The sequence below is a fragment of the Thiogranum sp. genome (assembly GCF_058323355.1).
This window is the reverse complement of the sequence record NZ_JBTTIO010000066.1, coordinates 43522-63616: the sequence shown is the minus strand read 5'-3', so window position 1 is coordinate 63616 and position 20095 is coordinate 43522. Positions and strand designations below refer to the sequence as shown.

At 57.4% G+C, this 20095-nt stretch carries 21 protein-coding genes; 10 read left to right on the top strand and 11 right to left on the bottom strand.

Going from position 1 to position 20095, the window contains the following annotated elements; all coding sequences use genetic code 11:
* From murJ to ispH, 6 genes are all read left to right on the top strand, one after another.
* A partial coding sequence (gene murJ / locus ACW81B_RS10545) for a murein biosynthesis integral membrane protein MurJ (protein WP_491580189.1) occupies window positions 1-1166 on the top strand: 1166 nt, incomplete at its 5' end.
* Between the two features lie 44 nt (window positions 1167-1210).
* Window positions 1211-2137: a bifunctional riboflavin kinase/FAD synthetase gene (gene ribF, locus ACW81B_RS10540; RefSeq protein ID WP_491580188.1), complete on the top strand. Its 927-nt coding sequence runs from the start codon at window positions 1211-1213 to the stop codon at window positions 2135-2137.
* An 8-nt stretch (window positions 2138-2145) separates the two neighbouring features.
* The gene (ileS, locus tag ACW81B_RS10535; RefSeq protein ID WP_491580187.1) at window positions 2146-4992 is read left to right on the top strand and encodes an isoleucine--tRNA ligase; all 2847 of its coding nucleotides are present in this window, start codon (window positions 2146-2148) and stop codon (window positions 4990-4992) included.
* A gap of 14 nt (window positions 4993-5006) precedes the next feature.
* The gene (gene lspA, locus ACW81B_RS10530) at window positions 5007-5474 is read left to right on the top strand and encodes a signal peptidase II (protein WP_491580186.1); all 468 of its coding nucleotides are present in this window, start codon (window positions 5007-5009) and stop codon (window positions 5472-5474) included.
* 1 nt (window position 5475) lies between these two features.
* The gene (locus tag ACW81B_RS10525) at window positions 5476-5922 is read left to right on the top strand and encodes an FKBP-type peptidyl-prolyl cis-trans isomerase (protein WP_491580185.1); all 447 of its coding nucleotides are present in this window, start codon (window positions 5476-5478) and stop codon (window positions 5920-5922) included.
* 157 nt (window positions 5923-6079) lie between these two features.
* Window positions 6080-7033, top strand: a complete 954-nt coding sequence (gene ispH, locus ACW81B_RS10520) for a 4-hydroxy-3-methylbut-2-enyl diphosphate reductase (protein WP_491580184.1) — start codon at window positions 6080-6082, stop codon at window positions 7031-7033.
* Here the strand turns inward: ispH and ACW81B_RS10515 are convergent.
* The 11 genes from ACW81B_RS10515 to ACW81B_RS10465 form a co-directional block, all read right to left on the bottom strand.
* Window positions 7011-7445, bottom strand: a complete 435-nt coding sequence (locus ACW81B_RS10515; RefSeq protein WP_491580183.1) for a type IV pilin protein — start codon at window positions 7443-7445, stop codon at window positions 7011-7013. The genes ispH and ACW81B_RS10515 overlap by 23 nt on opposite strands.
* Before the next feature lie 36 nt (window positions 7446-7481).
* Window positions 7482-7814, bottom strand: coding sequence for a hypothetical protein (locus ACW81B_RS10510; protein ID WP_491580182.1), 333 nt, complete (start codon window positions 7812-7814; stop codon window positions 7482-7484).
* A 21-nt stretch (window positions 7815-7835) separates the two neighbouring features.
* On the bottom strand, window positions 7836-11438 hold the full coding sequence (locus ACW81B_RS10505) for a pilus assembly protein (RefSeq protein WP_491580181.1): 3603 nt from the start codon (window positions 11436-11438) through the stop codon (window positions 7836-7838).
* A 37-nt stretch (window positions 11439-11475) separates the two neighbouring features.
* Window positions 11476-12018, bottom strand: coding sequence for a pilus assembly PilX family protein (locus ACW81B_RS10500; RefSeq protein ID WP_491580180.1), 543 nt, complete (start codon window positions 12016-12018; stop codon window positions 11476-11478).
* Between the two features lie 44 nt (window positions 12019-12062).
* Window positions 12063-13058: a PilW family protein gene (locus ACW81B_RS10495; RefSeq protein ID WP_491580179.1), complete on the bottom strand. Its 996-nt coding sequence runs from the start codon at window positions 13056-13058 to the stop codon at window positions 12063-12065.
* The gene (gene pilV / locus ACW81B_RS10490) at window positions 13055-13570 is read right to left on the bottom strand and encodes a type IV pilus modification protein PilV (protein ID WP_491580178.1); all 516 of its coding nucleotides are present in this window, start codon (window positions 13568-13570) and stop codon (window positions 13055-13057) included. Before pilV ends, ACW81B_RS10495 begins: the two co-directional genes overlap by 4 nt.
* 29 nt (window positions 13571-13599) lie before the next feature.
* The gene (locus ACW81B_RS10485; protein WP_491580177.1) at window positions 13600-14121 is read right to left on the bottom strand and encodes a GspH/FimT family pseudopilin; all 522 of its coding nucleotides are present in this window, start codon (window positions 14119-14121) and stop codon (window positions 13600-13602) included.
* A 206-nt stretch (window positions 14122-14327) separates the two neighbouring features.
* Window positions 14328-14735, bottom strand: a complete 408-nt coding sequence (locus ACW81B_RS10480; RefSeq protein ID WP_491580176.1) for a prepilin-type N-terminal cleavage/methylation domain-containing protein — start codon at window positions 14733-14735, stop codon at window positions 14328-14330.
* The gene (locus tag ACW81B_RS10475; RefSeq protein WP_491580175.1) at window positions 14735-15793 is read right to left on the bottom strand and encodes a pilus assembly PilX family protein; all 1059 of its coding nucleotides are present in this window, start codon (window positions 15791-15793) and stop codon (window positions 14735-14737) included. Before ACW81B_RS10475 ends, ACW81B_RS10480 begins: the two co-directional genes overlap by 1 nt.
* On the bottom strand, window positions 15790-16518 hold the full coding sequence (locus tag ACW81B_RS10470) for a hypothetical protein (RefSeq protein ID WP_491580174.1): 729 nt from the start codon (window positions 16516-16518) through the stop codon (window positions 15790-15792). The genes ACW81B_RS10475 and ACW81B_RS10470 overlap by 4 nt, the downstream gene beginning before the upstream one ends.
* Entirely contained in the window at window positions 16512-17051 is a 540-nt protein-coding gene (locus ACW81B_RS10465; RefSeq protein WP_491580173.1) for a GspH/FimT family pseudopilin, read from the bottom strand. Before ACW81B_RS10465 ends, ACW81B_RS10470 begins: the two co-directional genes overlap by 7 nt.
* Window positions 17052-17174: 123 nt before the next feature.
* Between ACW81B_RS10465 and ACW81B_RS10460 the strand changes: the two genes are divergently transcribed.
* The 4 genes from ACW81B_RS10460 (at window position 17175) to ACW81B_RS10445 (ending at window position 20091) form a co-directional block, all read left to right on the top strand.
* Window positions 17175-17582 carry a type IV pilin protein gene (locus tag ACW81B_RS10460; protein WP_491580172.1) on the top strand — a complete coding sequence of 136 codons (408 nt, stop codon included), beginning with the start codon at window positions 17175-17177 and terminating at the stop codon, window positions 17580-17582.
* Between the two features lie 27 nt (window positions 17583-17609).
* Window positions 17610-18716 carry a glycine oxidase ThiO gene (thiO, locus tag ACW81B_RS10455; RefSeq protein WP_491580171.1) on the top strand — a complete coding sequence of 369 codons (1107 nt, stop codon included), beginning with the start codon at window positions 17610-17612 and terminating at the stop codon, window positions 18714-18716.
* Between the two features lie 42 nt (window positions 18717-18758).
* Window positions 18759-19190, top strand: coding sequence for a Fur family transcriptional regulator (locus ACW81B_RS10450; RefSeq protein WP_491580170.1), 432 nt, complete (start codon window positions 18759-18761; stop codon window positions 19188-19190).
* Between the two features lie 220 nt (window positions 19191-19410).
* Entirely contained in the window at window positions 19411-20091 is a 681-nt protein-coding gene (locus tag ACW81B_RS10445) for a TIGR00153 family protein (protein ID WP_491580169.1), read from the top strand.
* The last annotated feature ends 4 nt before the right edge of the window (window positions 20092-20095 follow it).

The window sequence follows — 20095 nt, the reverse complement described above, 5'->3', positions numbered from 1 at the left end:
ACCTGCTGTTCATGGCGCTGGTCGCGTTCGCGGCAGGAAATCTCAACAGTTACGGCCGTTTTGCAGCCGCGGCGTTCACACCCGTATGGCTGAAGGTGGTGCTGATCACCGCAGCGCTGGTGATTTCGCCGCAGCTGGAAGAACCCATGGTCGGCGTGGCCTGGGGCGTGTTCGTGGCCGGTTTCGTACAGCTGCTGTTTCTGCTGCCGTCACTGGCGCGGATTCGGCTGTTGCCACGACCTCGCTGGGGCGTGCGTGATGCAGGCGTGAGAAAGATTTTGAAGCTGATGGTGCCAGGCATCGTCGGTTCTTCCGTCTCCCAGATCAATCTGTTGTTCGATACCTTACTGGCCTCATTTCTGGTGACCGGCAGTGTCAGCTGGCTGTACTATGCCGACCGGCTGGTGGAATTCCCGCTGGGGATTTTCGGTATTGCACTGGCGACAGTCATTTTGCCCGTGTTGTCACGTGCACACGCCAGTGGTTCCGGCAAGCAGTTTGCGCATATTGTCGATGCCAGCTTGCGCTGGGTGTTGCTGATTGGCATACCGGCCATGGCGGGTCTGATGTTGCTGGCGCGCCCTGCCATATCGACACTTTTTGAACACGGCCAGTTTGCGGGCAATGATGTCGATATGGCGGCTCTGGCACTCCTGGCCTACGGTTTTGGCCTGCCCGGGTTCATGCTCACCAAGGTGCTGGCCCCGGCCTTCTATTCACGCCAGGATACGGTAACACCGGTAAAGATCGCCATACGTGCGATGATCGCCAATATGGTGATGAACGTGTTGTTCGTGGTGCCGATGGTTCTGCTGGAGGTGCCTGGCGCGCATGCCGGTCTGGCGTTGGCGACCGCATTGGCGGCGTACCTGAATGCGGCGTTGCTGTTCAGGGCGCTGCGGCGTGCTGAAGCGATCCATCCACAGCCTGGCTGGGCGCGGCTGCTGGTACAGATCCTGGTTGGCGTGGCAATCATGCTGGCCGTGGTCGGCACGGGTATGCCGGATACGGCACAATGGGCCGGGCTGGATACGGTTGGCCGGGTAACACAGCTCAGTGTGTGGGTTGTCGCCGGGGTGGTCAGTTACCTGCTGGCACTGAGACTGGTTGGCGTGAAGCTGTCCACCTTTCGCGCGCCGGTGGAGAAAGCGGCCGGCAATCCATGACATGACGGTTTCGATCATTATAATTCACGGTTTTCTGTAGACTGATGCGACTGATACGGGGTCTTCACAATATGCCTGCCGCGCAGCGTGGCTGTGCGCTGACAATCGGCAATTTCGATGGCGTGCATCGCGGGCACCAGGCGGTGCTGGAACAGTTGCATGCGCGTGCTGCCGAATTGCAGTTGCCCGTCACGGTGATGGTGTTCGAGCCAACGCCGCAGGAATATTTTTCGCCCGCTACAGCGCCCGCGCGCCTGCAACGGCTGCGCGACAAGTTGACGCTGTTTCATGAGCTGGGTGTAGAGCAGGTCGTCTGCCTGCGCTTTGACCAGCGCCTGGCGGAACGTGATGCCGCGGCGTTCGTGCAGGATATCCTGGTGGATGGACTGGATGTGCGTCACCTGGTAATCGGTGATGATTTCCGTTTTGGCAAGGGCCGTAGCGGGGATTTCCCTTTTTTGCAGCAGGCGGGCCAGGCGCACGGTTTCGAGGTGGTCAGTACCCGGACCCATGTCGAGGCCGGTGAACGTGTCAGCAGCACGCGTATCCGCGAGGCGCTGGCTACCGGTGAGCTGAACACAGCACAACAGCTGCTGGGTCGTCCTTACCGGATTTGCGGAAGGGTGGCGCCGGGCCAGCAGCGCGGTCGTACGATCGGTTTTCCGACCGCCAATGTGCACTTGCACCGTGCTGTGTCTCCCCTGCGTGGTGTGTTTGCCGTGCGGGCACATGGCCTCGGTAACAGCCATGTGGCCGGTGTTGCCAACCTTGGCACACGGCCCACCGTGTGCGGTAGCGAAACGGTGCTGGAAACGCACCTGTTCGATTTCGACCGGGATATCTACGGGCACTATGTGGATATTGAATTTTGCAGCAAGCTTCGCGACGAAAAGAAATTTGAATCGTTCGAGGCACTGAAACAGCAGATAGCGCAGGACGCCGAGCAGGCGCGACAGTTTTTCAGCGAGTGAGTACACGAGTGAGTAATTACAAAGACACCCTTAATCTGCCAAAGACCGCATTCCCGATGAAGGCGAATCTCGCCAACCGGGAGCCGGAAATGCTGAAATACTGGGATGAAATCGACCTCTATGCCAGCCTGCGCTCACAGGGTAAAGGGCGGCCAGGATTCGTGCTGCACGATGGCCCCCCGTACGCCAATGGCGATATTCATATTGGTCATGCCGTCAACAAGATCCTCAAGGACATCATTGTAAAGAGCAAGGCGCTGTCTGGTTTCGATGCGCCCTATGTGCCGGGCTGGGATTGCCATGGCTTGCCCATCGAGCTGAATGTCGAGAAGAAAGTCGGCAAGGTAGGGCGCAAGGTGGATGCCTCGACCTTTCGCGCAAAATGCCGGGACTATGCACACAGGCAGGTCGATGGCCAGCGCAGGGACTTTATCCGGCTGGGTGTGATCGGAGACTGGGAACATCCCTATCTCACCATGGACTACCGTTTTGAGGCCGACATTATTCGTGCGCTCGGGCGCATTATTGCCAACGGCCACCTGAACAAGGGTTACAAGCCGGTGCACTGGTGTACGGATTGCGGTTCCGCACTGGCGGAAGCCGAAGTGGAGTACGAGGACAAGACCTCGCCAGCCATCGATGTACGCTTTTCCGTGCTGGATGAAGAAGTCTTGCTGGCGCGCTGCCACCATCCCGAAGGACACAAGGGTGAAGGCCCGATATCCGTTGTTATCTGGACCACGACACCCTGGACGCTACCGGCCAACCGTGCTGTCTCGGTCAACCCTGAACTGGACTATGCGCTGGTGCAGGCGGACCTGGGCCGTGGTACGGAACGCCTGTTGCTTGCCGAGGCCTTGTTGAAGGATGCCATGCTGCGTTACGACTGTGAGCAGTACCAGGTGGTGGCCTACTGCAAGGGTGCGGACCTTGAGCACCTGAAGCTGGGGCACCCTTTCTACGATCGCGAAGTACCGGTAATTCTCGGCGATCACGTTACCACCGAGGCCGGTACCGGCGCCGTACACACCGCGCCCGGACACGGTCAGGATGACTATGTGGTCGGTCAGCGCTATGGCATTCCGGTCGATAACCCGGTGGGTGCAAACGGTGTGTTTCTGGAAGACACAGAACTGTTTGCGGGCAAACATGTCTTTTCCGCCAACGACGATGTCATCGACGTATTGAAAGCGAAGGGTGCGCTGGTACACGTCGAGGCGTTGCGTCACAGCTACCCGCATTGCTGGCGCCACAAGACGCCGATTATTTTCCGCGCCACACCGCAGTGGTTCATCAGCATGGAGCAGAACGGTCTGCGCAAGGCCGCCCTGCAGGCAATTAACGAGGTGGAGTGGATGCCGGACTGGGGTCAGGCGCGCATCGAAGGCATGGTGCAGGGCCGGCCCGACTGGTGTATTTCCCGGCAGCGCACCTGGGGTGCCCCGATTGCGCTGTTTACGCATAAACAGACCGGTGAACTGCATCCCGATACGGCGCGTTTGATCGAGGAAGTTGCGCTGCGTGTGGAACGGCACGGTATCGATGCCTGGTTTGAAATGGACGCGGCCGAGTTGCTTGGCGATGAAGCAGACCAGTATGACAAGGTCGCCGATACGCTGGATGTCTGGTTTGACTCCGGCGCCAGCCACCAGTGTGTGCTGGAACGACGTGAAGAGCTGGGTTTTCCCGCAGATCTTTACCTGGAAGGCTCCGACCAGCATCGCGGCTGGTTCCAGTCTTCCCTGCTGACCTCAGTGGCCATGCACGGCAAGGCGCCCTACCGGCAGGTGCTGACCCACGGTTTCACAGTGGATGCCAAAGGCCAGAAAATGTCCAAGTCAAAGGGCAATGTGGTCGCGCCACAGAAGGTGGTCAACAGCCTGGGTGCGGACATCCTGCGCCTGTGGGTTGCCGCAACCGATTACCGCAATGAAATGAACGTGTCGGACGAGATTCTGAAGCGTACGGCGGACGCCTACCGACGCATGCGCAACACGGCGCGCTTCCTGCTTGCCAACATCAACGGCTTCGATCCGGCACAGCACCTTCTGGCGCCGACGGATATGTTGATGCTGGACCGCTGGGTCGTGGCGCGTGCCGCGCAATTGCAGGATGAAGTCACGCGTGCCTACGAAACCTACGAGTTCCACCATATTTACCAGAAGGTGCATAACTTCTGCGCCAACGACCTGGGTGGTTTCTATCTCGATGTCATCAAGGATCGCCAGTACACCACGCAGCCGGACAGTGTGGCACGGCGTTCCGCACAGACGGCCATGTACCACATCGTGGAAGCGCTGGTGCGCTGGCTGGCGCCGATCCTGAGTTTTACCGCCGAGGAAATCTGGCGCAACCTGCCGGGTAAGCGTGACAGGTCCGTGTTGCTGTCGACCTGGTCTGAATTGCCCGGGATGTTCCCGGCGGGCGATGAAGCCGCGGCGCGCTTTGACATGGCCTACTGGCAGGATGTACTTGCAGTACGCGAGGCGGTTGGCAAGGAGCTTGAGAAGTTGCGCGTGGCGGGTGACATTGGTTCATCACTGGACGCCGAGGTCGACCTGTATTGTGACCGTGCCTGGCTGGAGAAACTCGGCCGTCTCGAAGATGAGCTGCGTTTTGTGCTGATTACCTCCTATGCCAGGTTGCACCCGCTTGATGAAACGCCGGCACAGGCCGTGAGTGCTGACCTGAATGGTGCAGAACTGGGGATTCTGGTGCAGCCGTCCGAACATGCCAAGTGTGTGCGTTGCTGGCATCACCGCGAAGAAGTCGGTGCCAGCAGTCAGCACCCCGAACTGTGCGGACGCTGTATCGACAATGTCGATGGCGATGGAGAGTCACGGCATTTTGCCTGACATCGTGTACTGACGTGAAAAAATGGTTGGCATTTGCCCTGCTTGTTGTCGTACTGGACCAGTTGACAAAATCACTGGCAAATAACCTGCTGGCGTATGGTCAGCCACTGGCTGTTTTCCCTTCCTTTAACCTGACCTTGTTGTACAACCGTGGTGCGGCATTCAGTTTTCTCAGTGAAGCATCGGGCTGGCAGCGCTGGTTCTTTGTTGTGGTTTCAGCGGGTGCGGCAATATTCCTGACGCTCTGGTTGCGTCGCCTGAAGTCGGGCCAGACCCTGCTTGCTTTTGCGCTGGCACTGGTGCTGGGTGGTGCGGTTGGAAACCTGATTGACCGCCTGTGGCTGGGTTATGTGGTGGATTTTATCCAGGTGTATTACCGGGAGTTCTACTGGCCGGCCTTCAATATTGCCGACTCGGCTATTACAACAGGCGCAGCACTGCTGATCTGGGACAGCCTGTTTACACCACGGGACGCAGATTGATATGACCATTTCTGTCGGTTGCCGCGTGACCATGCACTATGCCCTGCGCCTGGCAGATGGCATGGAAGTCGACAGCAGTTTCGCTGACGAGCCGGTGACGTTCGTCATGGGTGAGGGTGAACTCGACAAGGGGCTGGAGCTTGCCTTGTATGGTTTGTTGCCAGGCAAGCAACAGACACTGACGCTGATGCCGGGACAGGCCTTTGGCACACGCAGTGAAGAGGCGGTCAAATGGATGGATCGTGCGGTCTTCCCGGCTGATATAACACCGGCGCCCGGGCAGATCGTCGGTTTTACCGACGAGCAGGGCCAGGAAATTCCCGGTGCTGTACTTGATGTACACGATGACCGGGTAAAGGTCGATTTCAATCACCCGCTGGCCGGTCGCGAGATCGTTTTTGAAGTGGAGATTCTTGCCGTGGAATACCCGCCACTTGATGAGGAGTAGCGCCGTACGGTCTGGTAAGTGGCTATAATTTTATACAAGTGGATGTTATTTCATATTCGTCATTCCGGCGCAGGCCGGAATCCAGAGAAGTGGGTCGTTGGTAGGCCTTGATCCCGGCTTACGCCGGGATGACAGTAGTACTTCACAGGAAATTCTTATGCAGGTAATGCTGGCTAACCCACGTGGCTTCTGTGCCGGAGTAGACCGCGCAATCGATATTGTCGAGCGTGCGCTGGAGCTGTTTGGTGCGCCAATCTATGTGCGGCATGAGGTGGTACACAATCGCTATGTCGTCGGTAACCTGCGTGACCGCGGCGCCGTATTTGTCGATGAGCTGAATGAAGTGCCGGATAATGGAACGGTAATTTTCAGTGCGCACGGTGTGTCGCGTGCTGTGCAGGAAGAGGCAAGGCAACGGGGCCTGCGTGTCTTTGACGCGACCTGTCCGCTGGTGACCAAGGTGCACATGGAGGTTGCGCGCTACAGTCGGGATGGACGGGAGTGCATCCTGATCGGGCATGAAGGTCATCCTGAGGTGGAAGGCACGATGGGGCAGTATGATACCTCCACTGGTGGGCGGATTTACCTGGTGGAAGACATTGACGATGTTGAGCGGCTGGCAGTCCATGATAGTTCCCACCTTAGCTATGTCACGCAGACGACACTGTCGATGGACGATACGGCCCGGGTGATTGATGCGCTGCGCGCGCGTTTCCCCGACATTGAAGGACCGCGTAAGGATGATATCTGCTATGCCACCCAGAACCGCCAGGACGCTGTCCGCAAGCTGGCCGGGCAGGTGGATCTGGTGCTGGTGGTTGGTTCGCCAAACAGTTCCAATTCAAACCGCTTGCGTGAGCTGGCCGAGCAGCGCGGGGTCACGGCCTATCTCATCGATGGGCCGGAGCAGATAGAACGCGAGTGGTTGCAGGACAGCCCGGTGGTTGGCGTGACAGCCGGCGCCTCGGCACCGGAAGTGCTGGTGCAACAGGTTATAGCGCGCCTTGAGGAATGGGGCGCGGCCGGCGTTCAGGAGCTTGCCGGCCGCGAAGAAACGATCACCTTTGCCATGCCGAAGGCGTTACGGCTTACCAGCAATCCGTCGCAGTAACGCCTGAAGTTGCAGTTAGCACATCCTTCACGCCTGTGCTTGTCAGAGTCAGTATTCCGCATTTGTCACTGTCCTGCGGACCGCCTGCAACAGGTGTGGCCCGGAGGGTATACGCTGAATTGCTGGCGGCGCTGATTGACAGGGTATAGGTTGGCGTTCCACCATCGATCGGACACTGTGCCGGGAAAATGTCGCCAGCGTTAGTGCCCAGCGAGGCACCGGTGAACGTGTTGTTGGCCGTGTAGTAGCGTTCCAGCGCATTCGCGAGACCAAGCAGGGAACCCTGACAGTCTGCACGCCGTGATTTTCGAACCTGATCCTGGTAGGCCGGGTAGGCAATACTGGCCAGGATAGCGACGATGGCAACGACGATCATAAGTTCGATGAGCGTAAATCCTGTGCTGTGTTTCATGTCGTTCTCCCGTTCATTCCGGTGGTTTCCATGTTGTTAGCGGCCGCGCTTGTCGTAAGTGCCGGGTAGCAGCCAGAGTTCTGTTGCTATGCGCTTTCCGTTATACATCGTAAACTTCGCACCTATCTTGATGCCGGGTCTTAGCCGGCCCAGTGAATCCGATACACGGGAGAGTGAGTGCAGAGTAACGTTTTCGTCCAGGTAGAACTGCATGTCACTGATCACGAGTTCGCGCGTCCCAAGATCCACCCGATCAAGGGTTCCCGATACCGGGAAGCCGTCTGGGTAATGGTCCGGCAGGGAGCCGCTGTTCGCTGTCGTGGCGAACAGCATGGCGGCCAGGGTAATGGTATAAAGTAACTGCTTCATGTTCTGTCTCCTGATCAGGGGTTACAGCAAGAGTTCTTCCCAGGAATATCGGCCAGTATCCGGCCCCGTTATATCCTGAATCTCTGTGGTTTCAACGCTGCTGCCGTCAGTGGTTTCAGTGGTTGCAACGTAGCGTTTGTTACCCAGGTTCACGGGTGAAGTCGGCAGTCCGGTGATTTGCTGGCCGGCGGCGGCAGCACCACCTACCTCATCGAGACTGCTCAGGGTGCCGTCGCCATTCAGGTCAAATGCCACTTCGTCCGGTTGTCCGCCATTGATCCATTTGGCGACCATCAACCAGCCACTGCCACCGTAGTTGCATGGGTTATTGTCCGGAATGGTGGTATTGAAGAACACCAGGTCGCCACGGATTACCGGGTCGGTGATAACCCGTTCTCCCGCAGTAAAGTCCATAAACCAGCCTTTGTCTGCTCCCGCATAATTCACGGTATTGTCCGTCAGAGTCCGCCCGCTAACCGACTCGGTGGAGACATCGGTGCCGATGATTTGCTGGACAAGGTCGCTACGCGTCAGATTGTCGCTTCCGGAATCCCAGATACCGTACATCGACTGGGTATTGGTCGTGCTGATATCGCCTGTTGTGAGGTACTGGCCGGTACCGAAGATGACCAGCGTATTGGGGTTATTGGTCACCGACGTAGGCTGATCCGAGTTGCGCACAATAACCGGCATCGTAGTGATTTGCTGGTTACTTGCCGTGGTGAACAACGGGGTGGGTGTTGCACCTGCCTTGTAGGCGACATCCCAGTTGTTGCTATTTGATCCGGACAGGTCAAAGGCCCACATGTTGCCTTTCAGGTCGCCTGCATAGACCCGGTCGGCAAAACCATCGCCATCGCTGTCGATAACGGCTGGTGTTGCAAGGCCGTTGCGGTCGGTGGTTGAACCAACGCCGGTCGGGATTTTGATGTAGTCGCTGGCAGGCGTCCATGTTCCATCGAGTCCTGCTTCGAGGAACAGGATAAACAATGTTGATTGCCCGGATCCGGTGTCGTTATAACCATTGCCGAAAATGGCCGCCCAGCGAATGGATCCGCTGGCGCCTTCCAGTGGAACAATAGAAGGACGGCTGAATGTGAAACCAAGGTCAGCATCATCGGCATTGGTGAATTCCCACATAACCGTGTTCGCTGGCACGGAGCTGCTTTCGCTAATGGTTGTCGGGTCGGTGACGTCAAGCGCAAACAGGCCGCGTCCGCCACCCCGCAGTGAGCCTACCAGCACGGTTTTCCAGCCGACAGTGCCGGTCGGCGTGGTTTGTATATAGGCATCGGCGATTGAGACAGTCTGGTCAACATAGTAGCGGTGGCTGTAGCCGGGGTCGCTGAGGTAGTGCAGCCCCTCGGCGGCGTTGGTTGAGAACAATGTACCCGGCACATAAGCAAACAATTCATCACCGCTGGACTGAAGGAAGGCATGCAGCATGCCATCGTTACCGCCTGCATACACAACGCCGGTACGGTTCGCGTAGGCGGTCTTGAAGTCGGTATAGGTTGATCCTGGCGTGCTCGGGAAAGGCGCGATATCGGGCCAGTTTGATTCCGGCTGGCCGGCAAACACAGGTCCGGAGTGCAGGATGTCGCCGAGCCGACTGTCGCGCTCGCGCAGGCTCTTGGTGTTGAATGTATTCGAGCCATCAGTATATGAACAGGTGCCGGCTGTCGAAGGTTCGCAGTTGCGGTCGCCACGCAGGTGTGCGAGCCGGGCCATTCCGGTTGCTTCATTGTCCAGTGACCCGCTTGAATTCGTCCGGAAGTCATTTTTTTGCGCCGTTGACAGGGTGCTCCATTGCAGCGCAATACCGTCCGTTCCGTTGTGGGTGAGAATGGTTCTTGGGTTGGTTGACAGATTCCGGCTGTCTAGTTGCGCGGCCGCTGACCATGACCTGTTCGGGTTAATAACGCCGGTATTCGGGTCTAGCGGGAACGCCAGCATGTCGCCACTCCAGCGTTCACTGTTGAACAGTGCAAGGTAGACCTCTGAGTTGGTGCTGAGTGAACCGGTGTTAAAAGCAACCGAGGCTGCAGAACCCGTGCGGCCGCTGATGGATGCCAGTGCGCCGCGCAGGCTGGTGATGAGCTTGTCGGCACTCTTTGCACTCAGGAACTCGCCACGGCTGTTCCAGGCCGCATGGCGCATATCATCGATTTTCTCGGGGTCACCCGCATCAGCATCCGGCCAGGTGAACGGACTGACCGTGTCTGTCGGCATGTCGGCATCGGAAAGAGTGCCGTCTACACCGAAAGCGATCGTATAGGTCACCATATGCTGTGCATCATTTTCATCGACACCGGCCATTGTGGGTACGTTGTTGGTGACGGACGGGCGAAGGTCGGTTTCATAATAATGCATGGTGATGTCTGCCAGCGTGTTGCTGTAGATGTCGCCATAGGGTCCGCTGTCCGGTGAGTCCCAGGCTGTATCGTTATCACCATCCTCGTTGTCACTGCTGGCCGAAGGCGCAGCGTTGTCGGTAAGGTCAAAGCCACCGTTGTAAAAACCGTCGGTCATAATGACACTGAAATTCTGCTGGCATTCACCACCATTACCTGAAGGGGCCGCAGGACAGGTTCCTGAAATGGTGTTTGCTTCACAGGCGATATAGCGGCCCACATCATTTGTAGTAATGCGAAGCGGCGTCGATCCTGACGCGTTGAAGTCGTATACAGCATCCAGCAACGCGCCCTTGTTGCCGGATGTGATGTCACTGTTCATTTGTTGCAGGGGAGTGTTGACGCCATTGTTGTTCCACAGGGTTTTCAGCCCCATGTTGGCCTCGTTGGTCGCGGCAATGACCTGGCCATAGGCTGCCTTGGCGACATACTCGCGCTTGCGGTAGTAAGAGAACCAGTTGGCGAAATTCTGTATTTCCTCGTTATAGTCGCAAACCGGGGCTGCGGCGCAGTCGCTGCGGTTGGCGCTGCCTGTATAGGGGCCCCCGGCACTGCGTATTTCAACCAGGGTGTGTGCATCGCCAGGGTCAACGACGCCATTGGTATTGCTGTCTGTCCAGGTGTAGTAGCGGGCAGGGTAGAAGTTGTTGACGGTAAACATACCCAGGCCTTGGTTGAGGCCGTAGTCCGTGTTGTAGCTGGTTGTTGCAGTCAGATCAACGGTGCCGGCAGCGGGGTTTGCCGGGTTGACCATGGCGGCAGTTGGTACGCTGTTTGTGTAGGTGTTCCCCCCGGGGTCTTCACCGGGCCACGGGACATAGGTGACAGCAGGGTCATAGTAGAGGGTGTTATAACCGGAAAACCATGCGCGCCAGACGCCGCCTGTCGGTGCCGGTTCACCCAGTGCGATTAGTTGTTCCTCTGTGGGGACAATCCAGAAATAATCGTTTTCCGGGGCCGGGTGCGTGTAGAAATAGCCAAATACCAGGTTTATCAGGCCATCGGCTTCCGGGGTCATGGTGCCCCAGTCCATGCTGCCCGAGTCGTCAAGCACAAACATGATGTTGGGGTCAACACTGTTGGACAGGAACAATGGAGATGTTGCCAGTGTGCCGGGTGCCGCACGCGTTGCTGACAGAGGAGACAGGGCAAGCATGAAGATCAGGCTGCCTAGAGTGATGTAGAAGTTGTATTTTATTGTATTGCGCATGATGGGTTCCCCCTCTGTGACGAGGAAAAAATTCAGGTTAAAAAATTCGTCCGTAGTAGGAACGCAGAATGACTTCAGTGGATACACCATCGTCGTCCTGTGATGCGCCAATCCCGCGCGCCGTTATTTTGAAGACTGTTGCATCGCCCCCGCCTGGCGGTCCTCCATATCCGGTAAGGTTCAGTGCGCCCTTGAGTCCTGTTAACTTGCCGGTCTGTTTTATAAAATAACGTGGTGGTGAATAGGAGCCGGGCAGGTTCGGTGCTTCGACAGACAGTGTGTTATCCGTCCAGGTGGTGGCGTCAAGGAAGTCGGGTTCTGTCTGTGTTTCACCGAATAATCCGGCGCTGCCATCGAATGAGCCGGTTGTGACAATGCTCTCGATATAGGCTTCTGCATCGCGCATCGCGGACTCGGCGGCCTGGAAGGCCTGGTTACGGTCTTTGGTGTTGCTGGCCATGCGCTCCTGCAGAACCGTTCCACGCATTCCACTGATACCAATCATGGTCATAACCAGCAGAATCATCAGCGCAACCGCGAGCACGGCGCCGCGTTGTTTATGGTGAATGTTCCGGTTCATTCTATGCGTTCTGTTCATGATATTTATCGACCTGAATTGCGTTTCTATTTGAGTCGGTTGCGTATGCTGACAGTTGAGGTGTAGACCTGTCGTAGCCGGTTGTCGGTGGCCGTTTTTGATGTACCCAGAACATCGTAGGTCTGGCCACCAGTGGTTACGTTGTTTTCGTAGCTTCGCGCCACCAGTGCGATACGCAGGCTGACGACATTGTTCATGTTGCTGACATCGTTGGCGTTGACGTATCGGTTGGCGGAACCCGAACCATCGATATCTTCCCCGTACAGAACCTGGAAGTCCTCTATGCCATCGACCAGTTCATCGCCATTCCGGAACAATGCCGGCTGACCGGAAGCGCCGGCAGCGATGTTGTATGTAATTTGCTGGACACGGTATACGCTGGCATTACCATCGTAGACTTTGGACAGGCAGTGGGCGTTGGCGCCGGGACAACCACTATTCCCCATGGGGTTGTAGTTCCCCGGGCTTCCAACGCCGGTGTTGTGAACCAGAATGCCGGATGTGCCCGGGTCAGTACTTATCTGGAAGATGTCGCCTGAAGTACAGTCACTCACAATCACAATATCAAACTGATTCAGGCCATTGCTGGAGGAAACCTTGATAGTGGCGGAAGCCTCTGGGCCAAACGGCGCTTCCACCTGCATACCACTGTCGAAGCCGCCGGCAAGAACCAGTGTATCGGGCAAGGCGCCGCCCTCGGTTCCCCCGACCCCGCCATTATTAGAGAAATCGATATACCCTGCGCCAGCGCTGTCCAGGTTGTTGGTGACTTTGCTGATATCATCCGCACAGCCCCAGAAGTCCGCCATGCGAATGTCCCGGGCCAGAATCTCGGTTGCAAAACGGCCATTTTCCTGGAGCTGGGCTACGGCTTCATTGGTGCGGTAGCTGACTTTTGTGCTGGAGGATATCTGTATCACACCGCCAAGCAGAATCACGCTCAACAGCATGGCGATCATGACCTCGACCAGCGTCAGGCCGGATTCCCGGGATCGGTTTGTTATCGTTGAATATGTCTTCATGGCTGGAAACTCGTAACGAAGGTGGATGTGCTTCCGTCCCCAACCTCGGTCCAGGAGATAGTGATAACGAATTGTGTGCCGGCACCGTCACAGCCCGCAGTTGCCGGGTCACTGTCGAGGCAGACAATGCCGGCGCCATCCGGTAACAGCCTGGTGACGGTATTGCTCCAGTTGGCCAGGTCGTTTTGCGCCATGTCAGCGGTTGAACACCCGGCTGTTGTTGTGCAACCGGCCACAGTGGTAGGGAGGCCGGCGCTGGAGTCAAATTCGTAGTTGCCATTTATCACTGCTGCAGTGTTGGCGCGCATGCGGTCGGCAATGTCATAGGCCAGAATGGTTGCCTGGGAACGCAGGAACGCGCTCTGGTTGTTACGCAGGGAGGTGGCCTGCAATCCGGCCAGGCCGAGCAGCCCGATCGACAGGATGATGACGGTCACCAGAACCTCGATCATGGTGAAGCCCTGTTGCTGTGGCCGCTGGCCTGATGTGGTGATGTATTTTGTACCTGGCATGAGTCGTTGTCCGCTACATTTCCTGATGGTTAACAGCTGCTGGTGTCTTTGGAGATGTTGATGCGCCCGGCACCGCGGATATCGATGCTGCGCCCGACTTCACCGGTGCGGTCATCGCAAAGTGTCAGCGTGTCGGTGACAGTGGCAAAGCCACGCGAGTCGTAGGTAATTGCGCTGAGGGCTGTGCTTGTCAGCGTGGTTGTGCCTGACAGTGCTTCAGCCGCCACGACGATTTCGTCCGGTGCATCGGGTGTTCCATCCCGGTTTTTGTCCACCCAGACTATCCAGCCCACCGACCAGTCTGTGCCGCCGGTGCAGGTGGGGGTTGCCGTGGTGGAGTCGGAACTGATACAGATCTGCCCGTCGCGCTGGTACTTGATGGCGGCACTCCTGGCGATATTGATGTCGGTGGTTATCCGGTTTGCCTGCGTCACGAGCCGGTTGTCGAGGATGTAGTTCTGGAAGCTCGGCACGCCGATGGTCAGCAGGATCGCCCCGATCGCCAGGGTGATCATCAGTTCTACCAATGTGAATCCGTTTTCGCTTTTCATGATGGTGTACTTAACGTCAGTTTTTTGTCGTGGTAAATCGTATTCCGACCAGCGGACGGGGAATTGCGACGAACGGCCGTTTTTCGCCCGATCAGGGCCAAAAGCCTCCGCTTGCTCGCTCTATAGGGGCTTGATCAGGAAAAACTTGATAGTAATCAGAACGGGATAGCCCGCCGCTGGGCAGGTTAGTCGGGGTAAAGCGGGGATCAGGGCCGGTTGAGTAACCAGCGGGTGTTATAAGGGGTTGGGTAACGACTTGTTATTAAAGTAATTGTTTCACTTCTGGTATTACCCAGATCCACCCACTCAACTTCTATCGTGGTATCGCTCATTACATCAGTTGCCGAGCGGGAGAACTGGATGGTGTAGTTGCCTGATGGCGTGGATACCGACCCGTTGTCGGGTGGGTTCTCCGGAATGCCGGATAGTTCATAACTTACCGTTTTTTCATATAAATCAGACTGGATCAGACGCGCATAGGCGGTGTCCGACTGGTTCCGGCCGGAGATGGAAAGGCTGGCCTGCAGCTGCCCCAGACCCAGCCAGCCAATACTGAGCACCAGCAGGGAGATCAGTGCTTCGATGAGACTGAAACCGGTTTGTGGATGTGTCATCAGAAATCCTTCCAGCTGCCGGGGACGCGAATGAGGTGAAGTGCCGGAAAGCGCAGGGCCGTTTGCCGGGGATCCTCGACTTGTATATGGGCGATTCTGACCAGACCCGGCCCCGGGTTCAGTTGTCCATTGACAACCAGCAGGCCGACAATATCAAGAGACGTCAGGGCCAGTGGGCGGGTGCAGGGCGCGTCAACGAACACCACGCCATAGATACGAACACCGGCTGTAAATCCGGGGCAGCCGGTTTCCGCCGGGAAGTACAGCAGGCTGTGCTGGTCCGGTGTGCCGAGGCTGCGCGACCAGCGGCCTTCATTATCGAGGTCGTCCGCCGTGGCGACCCAGTAGCGACGCTGGTCATCAGGCAGGTTCTGCTGCTGGTTCGCCAGTTCAGTGTAGGCTTCCCGGTCCAGTGTGAACAGTGTGTCCCACAATTCACCGGGAAATACCATGACGCGGACAGCGCCTTCGTGTGTGTCTGTTTCAGGCGCAGGGCAACTGCCGGCGGTCAGCCAGATCGCATCGCCTGCACGCTCGCTGTCAGCATTCACGGGATAGATTTGCTGGTCAGGTGAAGTGTCTGTCAGGCAACCCTGGATAACCAGTGGCGGTGCCATTTCAGCAACGGGCGAGAGGATGCCGAGCTGGCGAAACCGGCGTGTGACCTGTACGCCCGGGCCTGAACCATCGCTGCGACCTGTCGAGGCCAGAAATGTAATAAAACGGCGCGGCAGCGGCGAGCGAAACAGTTGCAGGTCGGTACGGATCCGGCCGTCATCTGCGCTTTGTTGCCAGGCCTCCTGTTCGCTGTCGGGACGTTGCTGCCATTCCGGTTCCGGTATTTCATCGAGGCGGGATAACCGGCGTTCTATCGCGGACTCTGCCGCGATAAACAGGCGATCACGCCACTGCTGGTTCGTGTCGATATTCGCCTGGTTGATGCCTGAGCGCGCCACAGACAGGGTAAGGACCGTGGTCGCCATCATCAGTACCAGTGCAATCAGCAGCGTTGCCAGCCCGCGTTGACGGAGCGGGCAGTAGCGGGTTGTCCGGTTCATTCCACTGCCTCCCGCAATTGTGCGTTGCGCAGATCAACCCAGCGCGACAATTCCAGCGTGATTTCACTGTTCCCGGCCAAAGAAGCCTCAATACGGAATTCCACGGCACGCCGAACCAGTGCCGGTGTTTCGGGTGTGCAGGGGGCTTGCGGTTCGCTGAGGTTCATGCAGTTCGAGTAGAGCGTGAAATTCAGCTCGTCGATGACGATGGCCGCCGTCGTAACCGTTTGCCAGTAGCCACTGTTACAGGCGGATTCGGTCCCGCCATAACGTACCTGAATACGCCCCCGGCTCAGTCGATAACCGAACTGTTCGACATTGTCGTCATCCGATTCAGGGGTGCATTCACCCGCCCTGCATTGTCCTTTTCCTACCCGTCCATCACTGTCGAGATCGTAGCTGAACAGCAGGCAGGATGCAGGGGGTTCATTGTCCAGCGCGCCGCTGCGCAGGCGGTTTTCCGGTTGTTCGAAGGGGTTTTCAGCGGGCGAAACGGCAAGCGGGTCGAACGCCCAGTAACCGCTGCGGCGGATATCGGACGCAATAAGTTCCGTCACGGTATACAGCTGCTGGCGAAGATCCGCACGCGACAGTTGTGCGGTCGTGTGTCGGGCGGTTGCCGCGTAGACGGTGACAATGGCGGACAGTGCGGTCAGAGAGATAACACTGGCTATCATGAGTTCGACAAGGGCAAAACCCTTGTGACATTCGGCGCCGGCTAGCATGCCAGGTATCCCCCGGTGTCAGGCGAACAGGTGCGCACACGGCCCAGAATGCTGACAATGACACGTGTTTCGCTGTTGCGGTTTGCGAGTGAAAAAGACGTGGCGGTGGCTGTTCCGCGTATGGCTGAAAACCGCAGCAGCCGTGATGAGCCCTGACGGGGCGGCAACGTCAGGCTTATCTGCGGATAGTCGGCGGAGGTCTGAAGGTGGCTCTGGCTCAGGTCCGGTTCACCGGTCTGGCAGACAGTTGCAGCGTTGCCGCTGCTGCAGTCACAGTCCGGATTTTCACCCCAGCCGTAGCACCAGGCAGTACCCGTAACGGTAATGTTGAAATAAACCGGCTTGCGAAAGGTATAGGCATGGCTTCGCGCCTGTACGAGTTCCCGGGCAATGTCCTCTGTGGCAGCACGCAGTCGTGCATTATCCAGAAAACGCGCCATGGCAGGTGCCGCTACTCCGGCCAGCAGTGCTGTGACAGCCAGGGCGATCAGCAACTCGACGAGCGTGAAACCTTCGTGTTGCGCATCATCCATGATACGACCCCCTGAAGGTGTTCGACTTGTTCCCGTTTGTCGCGCCGAGTATAGTCGGTTTCCCGTAGCGCGCAAGGATTGCGTGCCGCGCAGAGTAACCCGTTCAGCAAAAGGAATTGCATTATGTCTGGGTATAAATCAGCCGGTTTCTCCTTACTTGAGCTTTTAACAGCACTGACCATTGTTGCGATTCTCGCGTCCATTTCAGTTCCCTCCTACAGCGGTTTCATGGCAAAGTCGCGGCGCAGTGACGCCATGTCCGTGTTATTGCAGTTACAGCTCGCCCAGCAACGCTGGCGGGCAGGGAATGCTGCTTATGCCGCTGATCTTGACGCGCTTCGCTGGTCCGGTGACCAGTCACCGAAGGGTTATTACCAGGTGCAGATCGAGCGCAGCGATGCAGCGGATTTCCTCGGCAAGGCCATCCCGCAAGGTGCGCAGCAGTCAGATGAGTGCGGTATTTTCGCCATCAATTCGCAGGGGCCGGTTGAAGATCCGCCATACGCCGGTACGGCTTGCTGGAATCGCTGATAGCCGTTTTAACCGGGTAAGCGCAGCATGAAAGCCGACGTTGTCATCGTCGGGGCCGGCATTATCGGTATGTTGACGGCGCGTGAACTCAGTGCTGCGGGGCTTTCCGTGATGTTGCTGGAACGCGGTCAGCCGGCCCGTGAATCTTCCTGGGCGGGTGGCGGTATTCTCTCGCCGCTGTATCCATGGCGTTACCCCGATGCGGTCAGCGAGCTGGCACGCCGGAGTCAGCATGCTTATCCGGCGCTGGTCGAAGCCTTACAGGAAGAAACTGGCATCGACCCCGAATATGAACCATCCGGCCTGTTGATGACCCATGTTGAGGACGTTGATGATGCCCGGCACTGGGCGCAACGTTATGCTGCTGATCTGCAAACTGTCAGTGCCTCGACAGCAAAAGAAATCGAACCACAGCTTGCCGTACCGATAAAAGATGCCCTGTGGATGCCTGATGTGGCTCAGGTGCGCAACCCGAGAATGACGCGTGCCCTGCGTGTGGCACTGGAACGTCGAGGCGTGGTGTTCCGGCGCAATGCCCGGGTGCTTGGATGGCGCTGCGAGAAGGGACGCGTCGTGGCCGCGCGTACTGTGAGTGGTGAGACAAGTGCCGGTGCTTTTGTCGTGGCAACCGGTGCCTGGACAGCCGGGTTGCTGGAGACAACCGGGTTAACCTTGCCTGTACAGCCTGTGCGTGGGCAGATGATCCTGTTCCGTGGTCCAGCGGGTCTGGTGCGCCATATCACACTGCATAAGGGGCGTTATGTCATTCCGCGACGTGATGGGCGTGTGTTGTTTGGCAGCACGCTGGAATATACAGGGTTCGAGAAGCGAACCACCCGTGAAGCCCTGGATGATCTCAGCCAGTCCGCCTGCGCACTGATGCCGGCGCTGGCAGATCTGACGATTGAATGTCACTGGGCAGGTCTGCGCCCGGGAACCCCGGACGGTATACCGGTGATTGGTGTGCATCCGGAATTGCTCAACCTGTATGTGTGTGCGGGGCATTTTCGAAATGGCGTGGTGCTGGGGCCGGCTTCGGCGCGGTTGCTGGCTGATCAGCTTGTCGGGCGCCAGCCGGAACTCGATGCGATGGCTTATCTGCCTGAAGTTATAGCAGCAAAATCCATGAACTAGTCGATCTGGACTTCGTCTAAAATGCCAGCGTATACTAACACCATGGTTAAGTTATCACCTATTGATCTGCTCGACGAAAGCACGGCCAGCGACAAGCTGCTGGCTGCGGGAATCCAGTTGACCCGCCAGCGTGTACACATTGCCCAGGTACTGTTAACCGCTCACCAGCATCTCAGTGCTGACCAGGTGCTGGAGCAAATGAAACAGACGGGCAGGCCGGTTTCAAAAGCGACGGTCTACAACACGCTGGGGCTGTTCGCGGCGAGGGGTATCCTGCGCGAGGTCATTATTGACCCGAGCCGGGTGTTTTACGACACCAACAGCACACCGCATCACCATGTCTACAACACCGCTACCGGTGAGCTGTCCGATATCGATGCGCAGGACATCCTGGCCGAACAACTGCCTGAGCTACCCGAAGGCACAGAACTCGAGGGTGTGGATGTCGTCATCCGCGTTCGGCCGGCTGGCTGAACAGGTCAAATTCCAGGGAAGGTCTGATTAATCCGAAATCGTCATTCCGCAGGCCGGAATCCAGGAAATTCAACACCCTGGATCCCGGCCTGCGCCGGGATGACGAATTGATCAGACCTTCCCTAACAATGCAGTCCTGAAAACGAGCCGCTGGAATGTCCGCGCGGCCGCGGGTTATTTGCGCCCGCTTTACACGTGATGACGCCGGGAGGAAATGAGCATGGCAGGTGGTGGTTACATGTCGGGGATTTTTGGCAGCTCGCCTGTCAAACCCATGCAGCAGCACATGGCAAAAGTCATGGCCTGCGTATCGAAACTGGTTCCTCTTTTCGAATACGTCATCAAGGAAGACTGGGACCAGGTCGGTAAGATACAGAAGCAGATCTCCGACCTGGAGAAAGAAGCGGACGTACTGAAGAAGCAACTTCGCTTGCACCTGCCCAAAGGGCTGTTCATGCCTGTGTCGCGCCGTGACCTGCTGGAAGTGCTGACCATGCAGGATACGATTGCCAACCGCGCCAAGGACATCGCCGGCGTTATCCTCGGGCGACACATGGTGCTGCCCAAAATCATTCACGATGACTACCTGAAATATGTGCAACGTTGTGTCGATGCCTGTGAGCAGGCCAATCGCGCCATAAACGAACTGGACGAACTGGTGGGTACCGGGTTCAGTGGTCAGGAAGTCAAACTGGTCGTCAAGATGATCAGCAAGCTCGATGCCATCGAGAGTGATACCGACAGACTCCAGGCCGATATCCGCCACAAGATTTTCGCGGTGGAAAAAGCGTTCGACCCGGTCGATGTCATGTTCCTGTACAAGATTATTGACTGGACCGGTGAACTGGCCGACCGCGCCCAGCGCGTCGGCAGTCGTCTGCAATTGATGCTGGCACGCTAGGGGT

What these genes read in the sequence shown, in the direction of transcription:
- ribF (WP_491580188.1), top strand. Translation starts at nt 1,211, where the DNA reads ATGCGACTGATACGGGGTCTTCACAATATGCCTGCCGCGCAGCGTGGC.
- ACW81B_RS10525 (WP_491580185.1), top strand. Translation starts at nt 5,476, where the DNA reads ATGACCATTTCTGTCGGTTGCCGCGTGACCATGCACTATGCCCTGCGC.
- ispH (WP_491580184.1), top strand. Translation starts at nt 6,080, where the DNA reads ATGCAGGTAATGCTGGCTAACCCACGTGGCTTCTGTGCCGGAGTAGAC.
- ACW81B_RS10515 (WP_491580183.1), bottom strand. Translation starts at nt 7,445, where the DNA reads ATGAAACACAGCACAGGATTTACGCTCATCGAACTTATGATCGTCGTT.
- ACW81B_RS10510 (WP_491580182.1), bottom strand. Translation starts at nt 7,814, where the DNA reads ATGAAGCAGTTACTTTATACCATTACCCTGGCCGCCATGCTGTTCGCC.
- ACW81B_RS10505 (WP_491580181.1), bottom strand. Translation starts at nt 11,438, where the DNA reads ATGCGCAATACAATAAAATACAACTTCTACATCACTCTAGGCAGCCTG.
- ACW81B_RS10500 (WP_491580180.1), bottom strand. Translation starts at nt 12,018, where the DNA reads ATGAACCGGAACATTCACCATAAACAACGCGGCGCCGTGCTCGCGGTT.
- ACW81B_RS10495 (WP_491580179.1), bottom strand. Translation starts at nt 13,058, where the DNA reads ATGAAGACATATTCAACGATAACAAACCGATCCCGGGAATCCGGCCTG.
- pilV (WP_491580178.1), bottom strand. Translation starts at nt 13,570, where the DNA reads ATGCCAGGTACAAAATACATCACCACATCAGGCCAGCGGCCACAGCAA.
- ACW81B_RS10485 (WP_491580177.1), bottom strand. Translation starts at nt 14,121, where the DNA reads ATGAAAAGCGAAAACGGATTCACATTGGTAGAACTGATGATCACCCTG.
- ACW81B_RS10480 (WP_491580176.1), bottom strand. Translation starts at nt 14,735, where the DNA reads ATGACACATCCACAAACCGGTTTCAGTCTCATCGAAGCACTGATCTCC.
- ACW81B_RS10475 (WP_491580175.1), bottom strand. Translation starts at nt 15,793, where the DNA reads ATGAACCGGACAACCCGCTACTGCCCGCTCCGTCAACGCGGGCTGGCA.
- ACW81B_RS10470 (WP_491580174.1), bottom strand. Translation starts at nt 16,518, where the DNA reads ATGCTAGCCGGCGCCGAATGTCACAAGGGTTTTGCCCTTGTCGAACTC.
- ACW81B_RS10465 (WP_491580173.1), bottom strand. Translation starts at nt 17,051, where the DNA reads ATGGATGATGCGCAACACGAAGGTTTCACGCTCGTCGAGTTGCTGATC.
- ACW81B_RS10460 (WP_491580172.1), top strand. Translation starts at nt 17,175, where the DNA reads ATGTCTGGGTATAAATCAGCCGGTTTCTCCTTACTTGAGCTTTTAACA.
- thiO (WP_491580171.1), top strand. Translation starts at nt 17,610, where the DNA reads ATGAAAGCCGACGTTGTCATCGTCGGGGCCGGCATTATCGGTATGTTG.
- ACW81B_RS10450 (WP_491580170.1), top strand. Translation starts at nt 18,759, where the DNA reads ATGGTTAAGTTATCACCTATTGATCTGCTCGACGAAAGCACGGCCAGC.
- ACW81B_RS10445 (WP_491580169.1), top strand. Translation starts at nt 19,411, where the DNA reads ATGGCAGGTGGTGGTTACATGTCGGGGATTTTTGGCAGCTCGCCTGTC.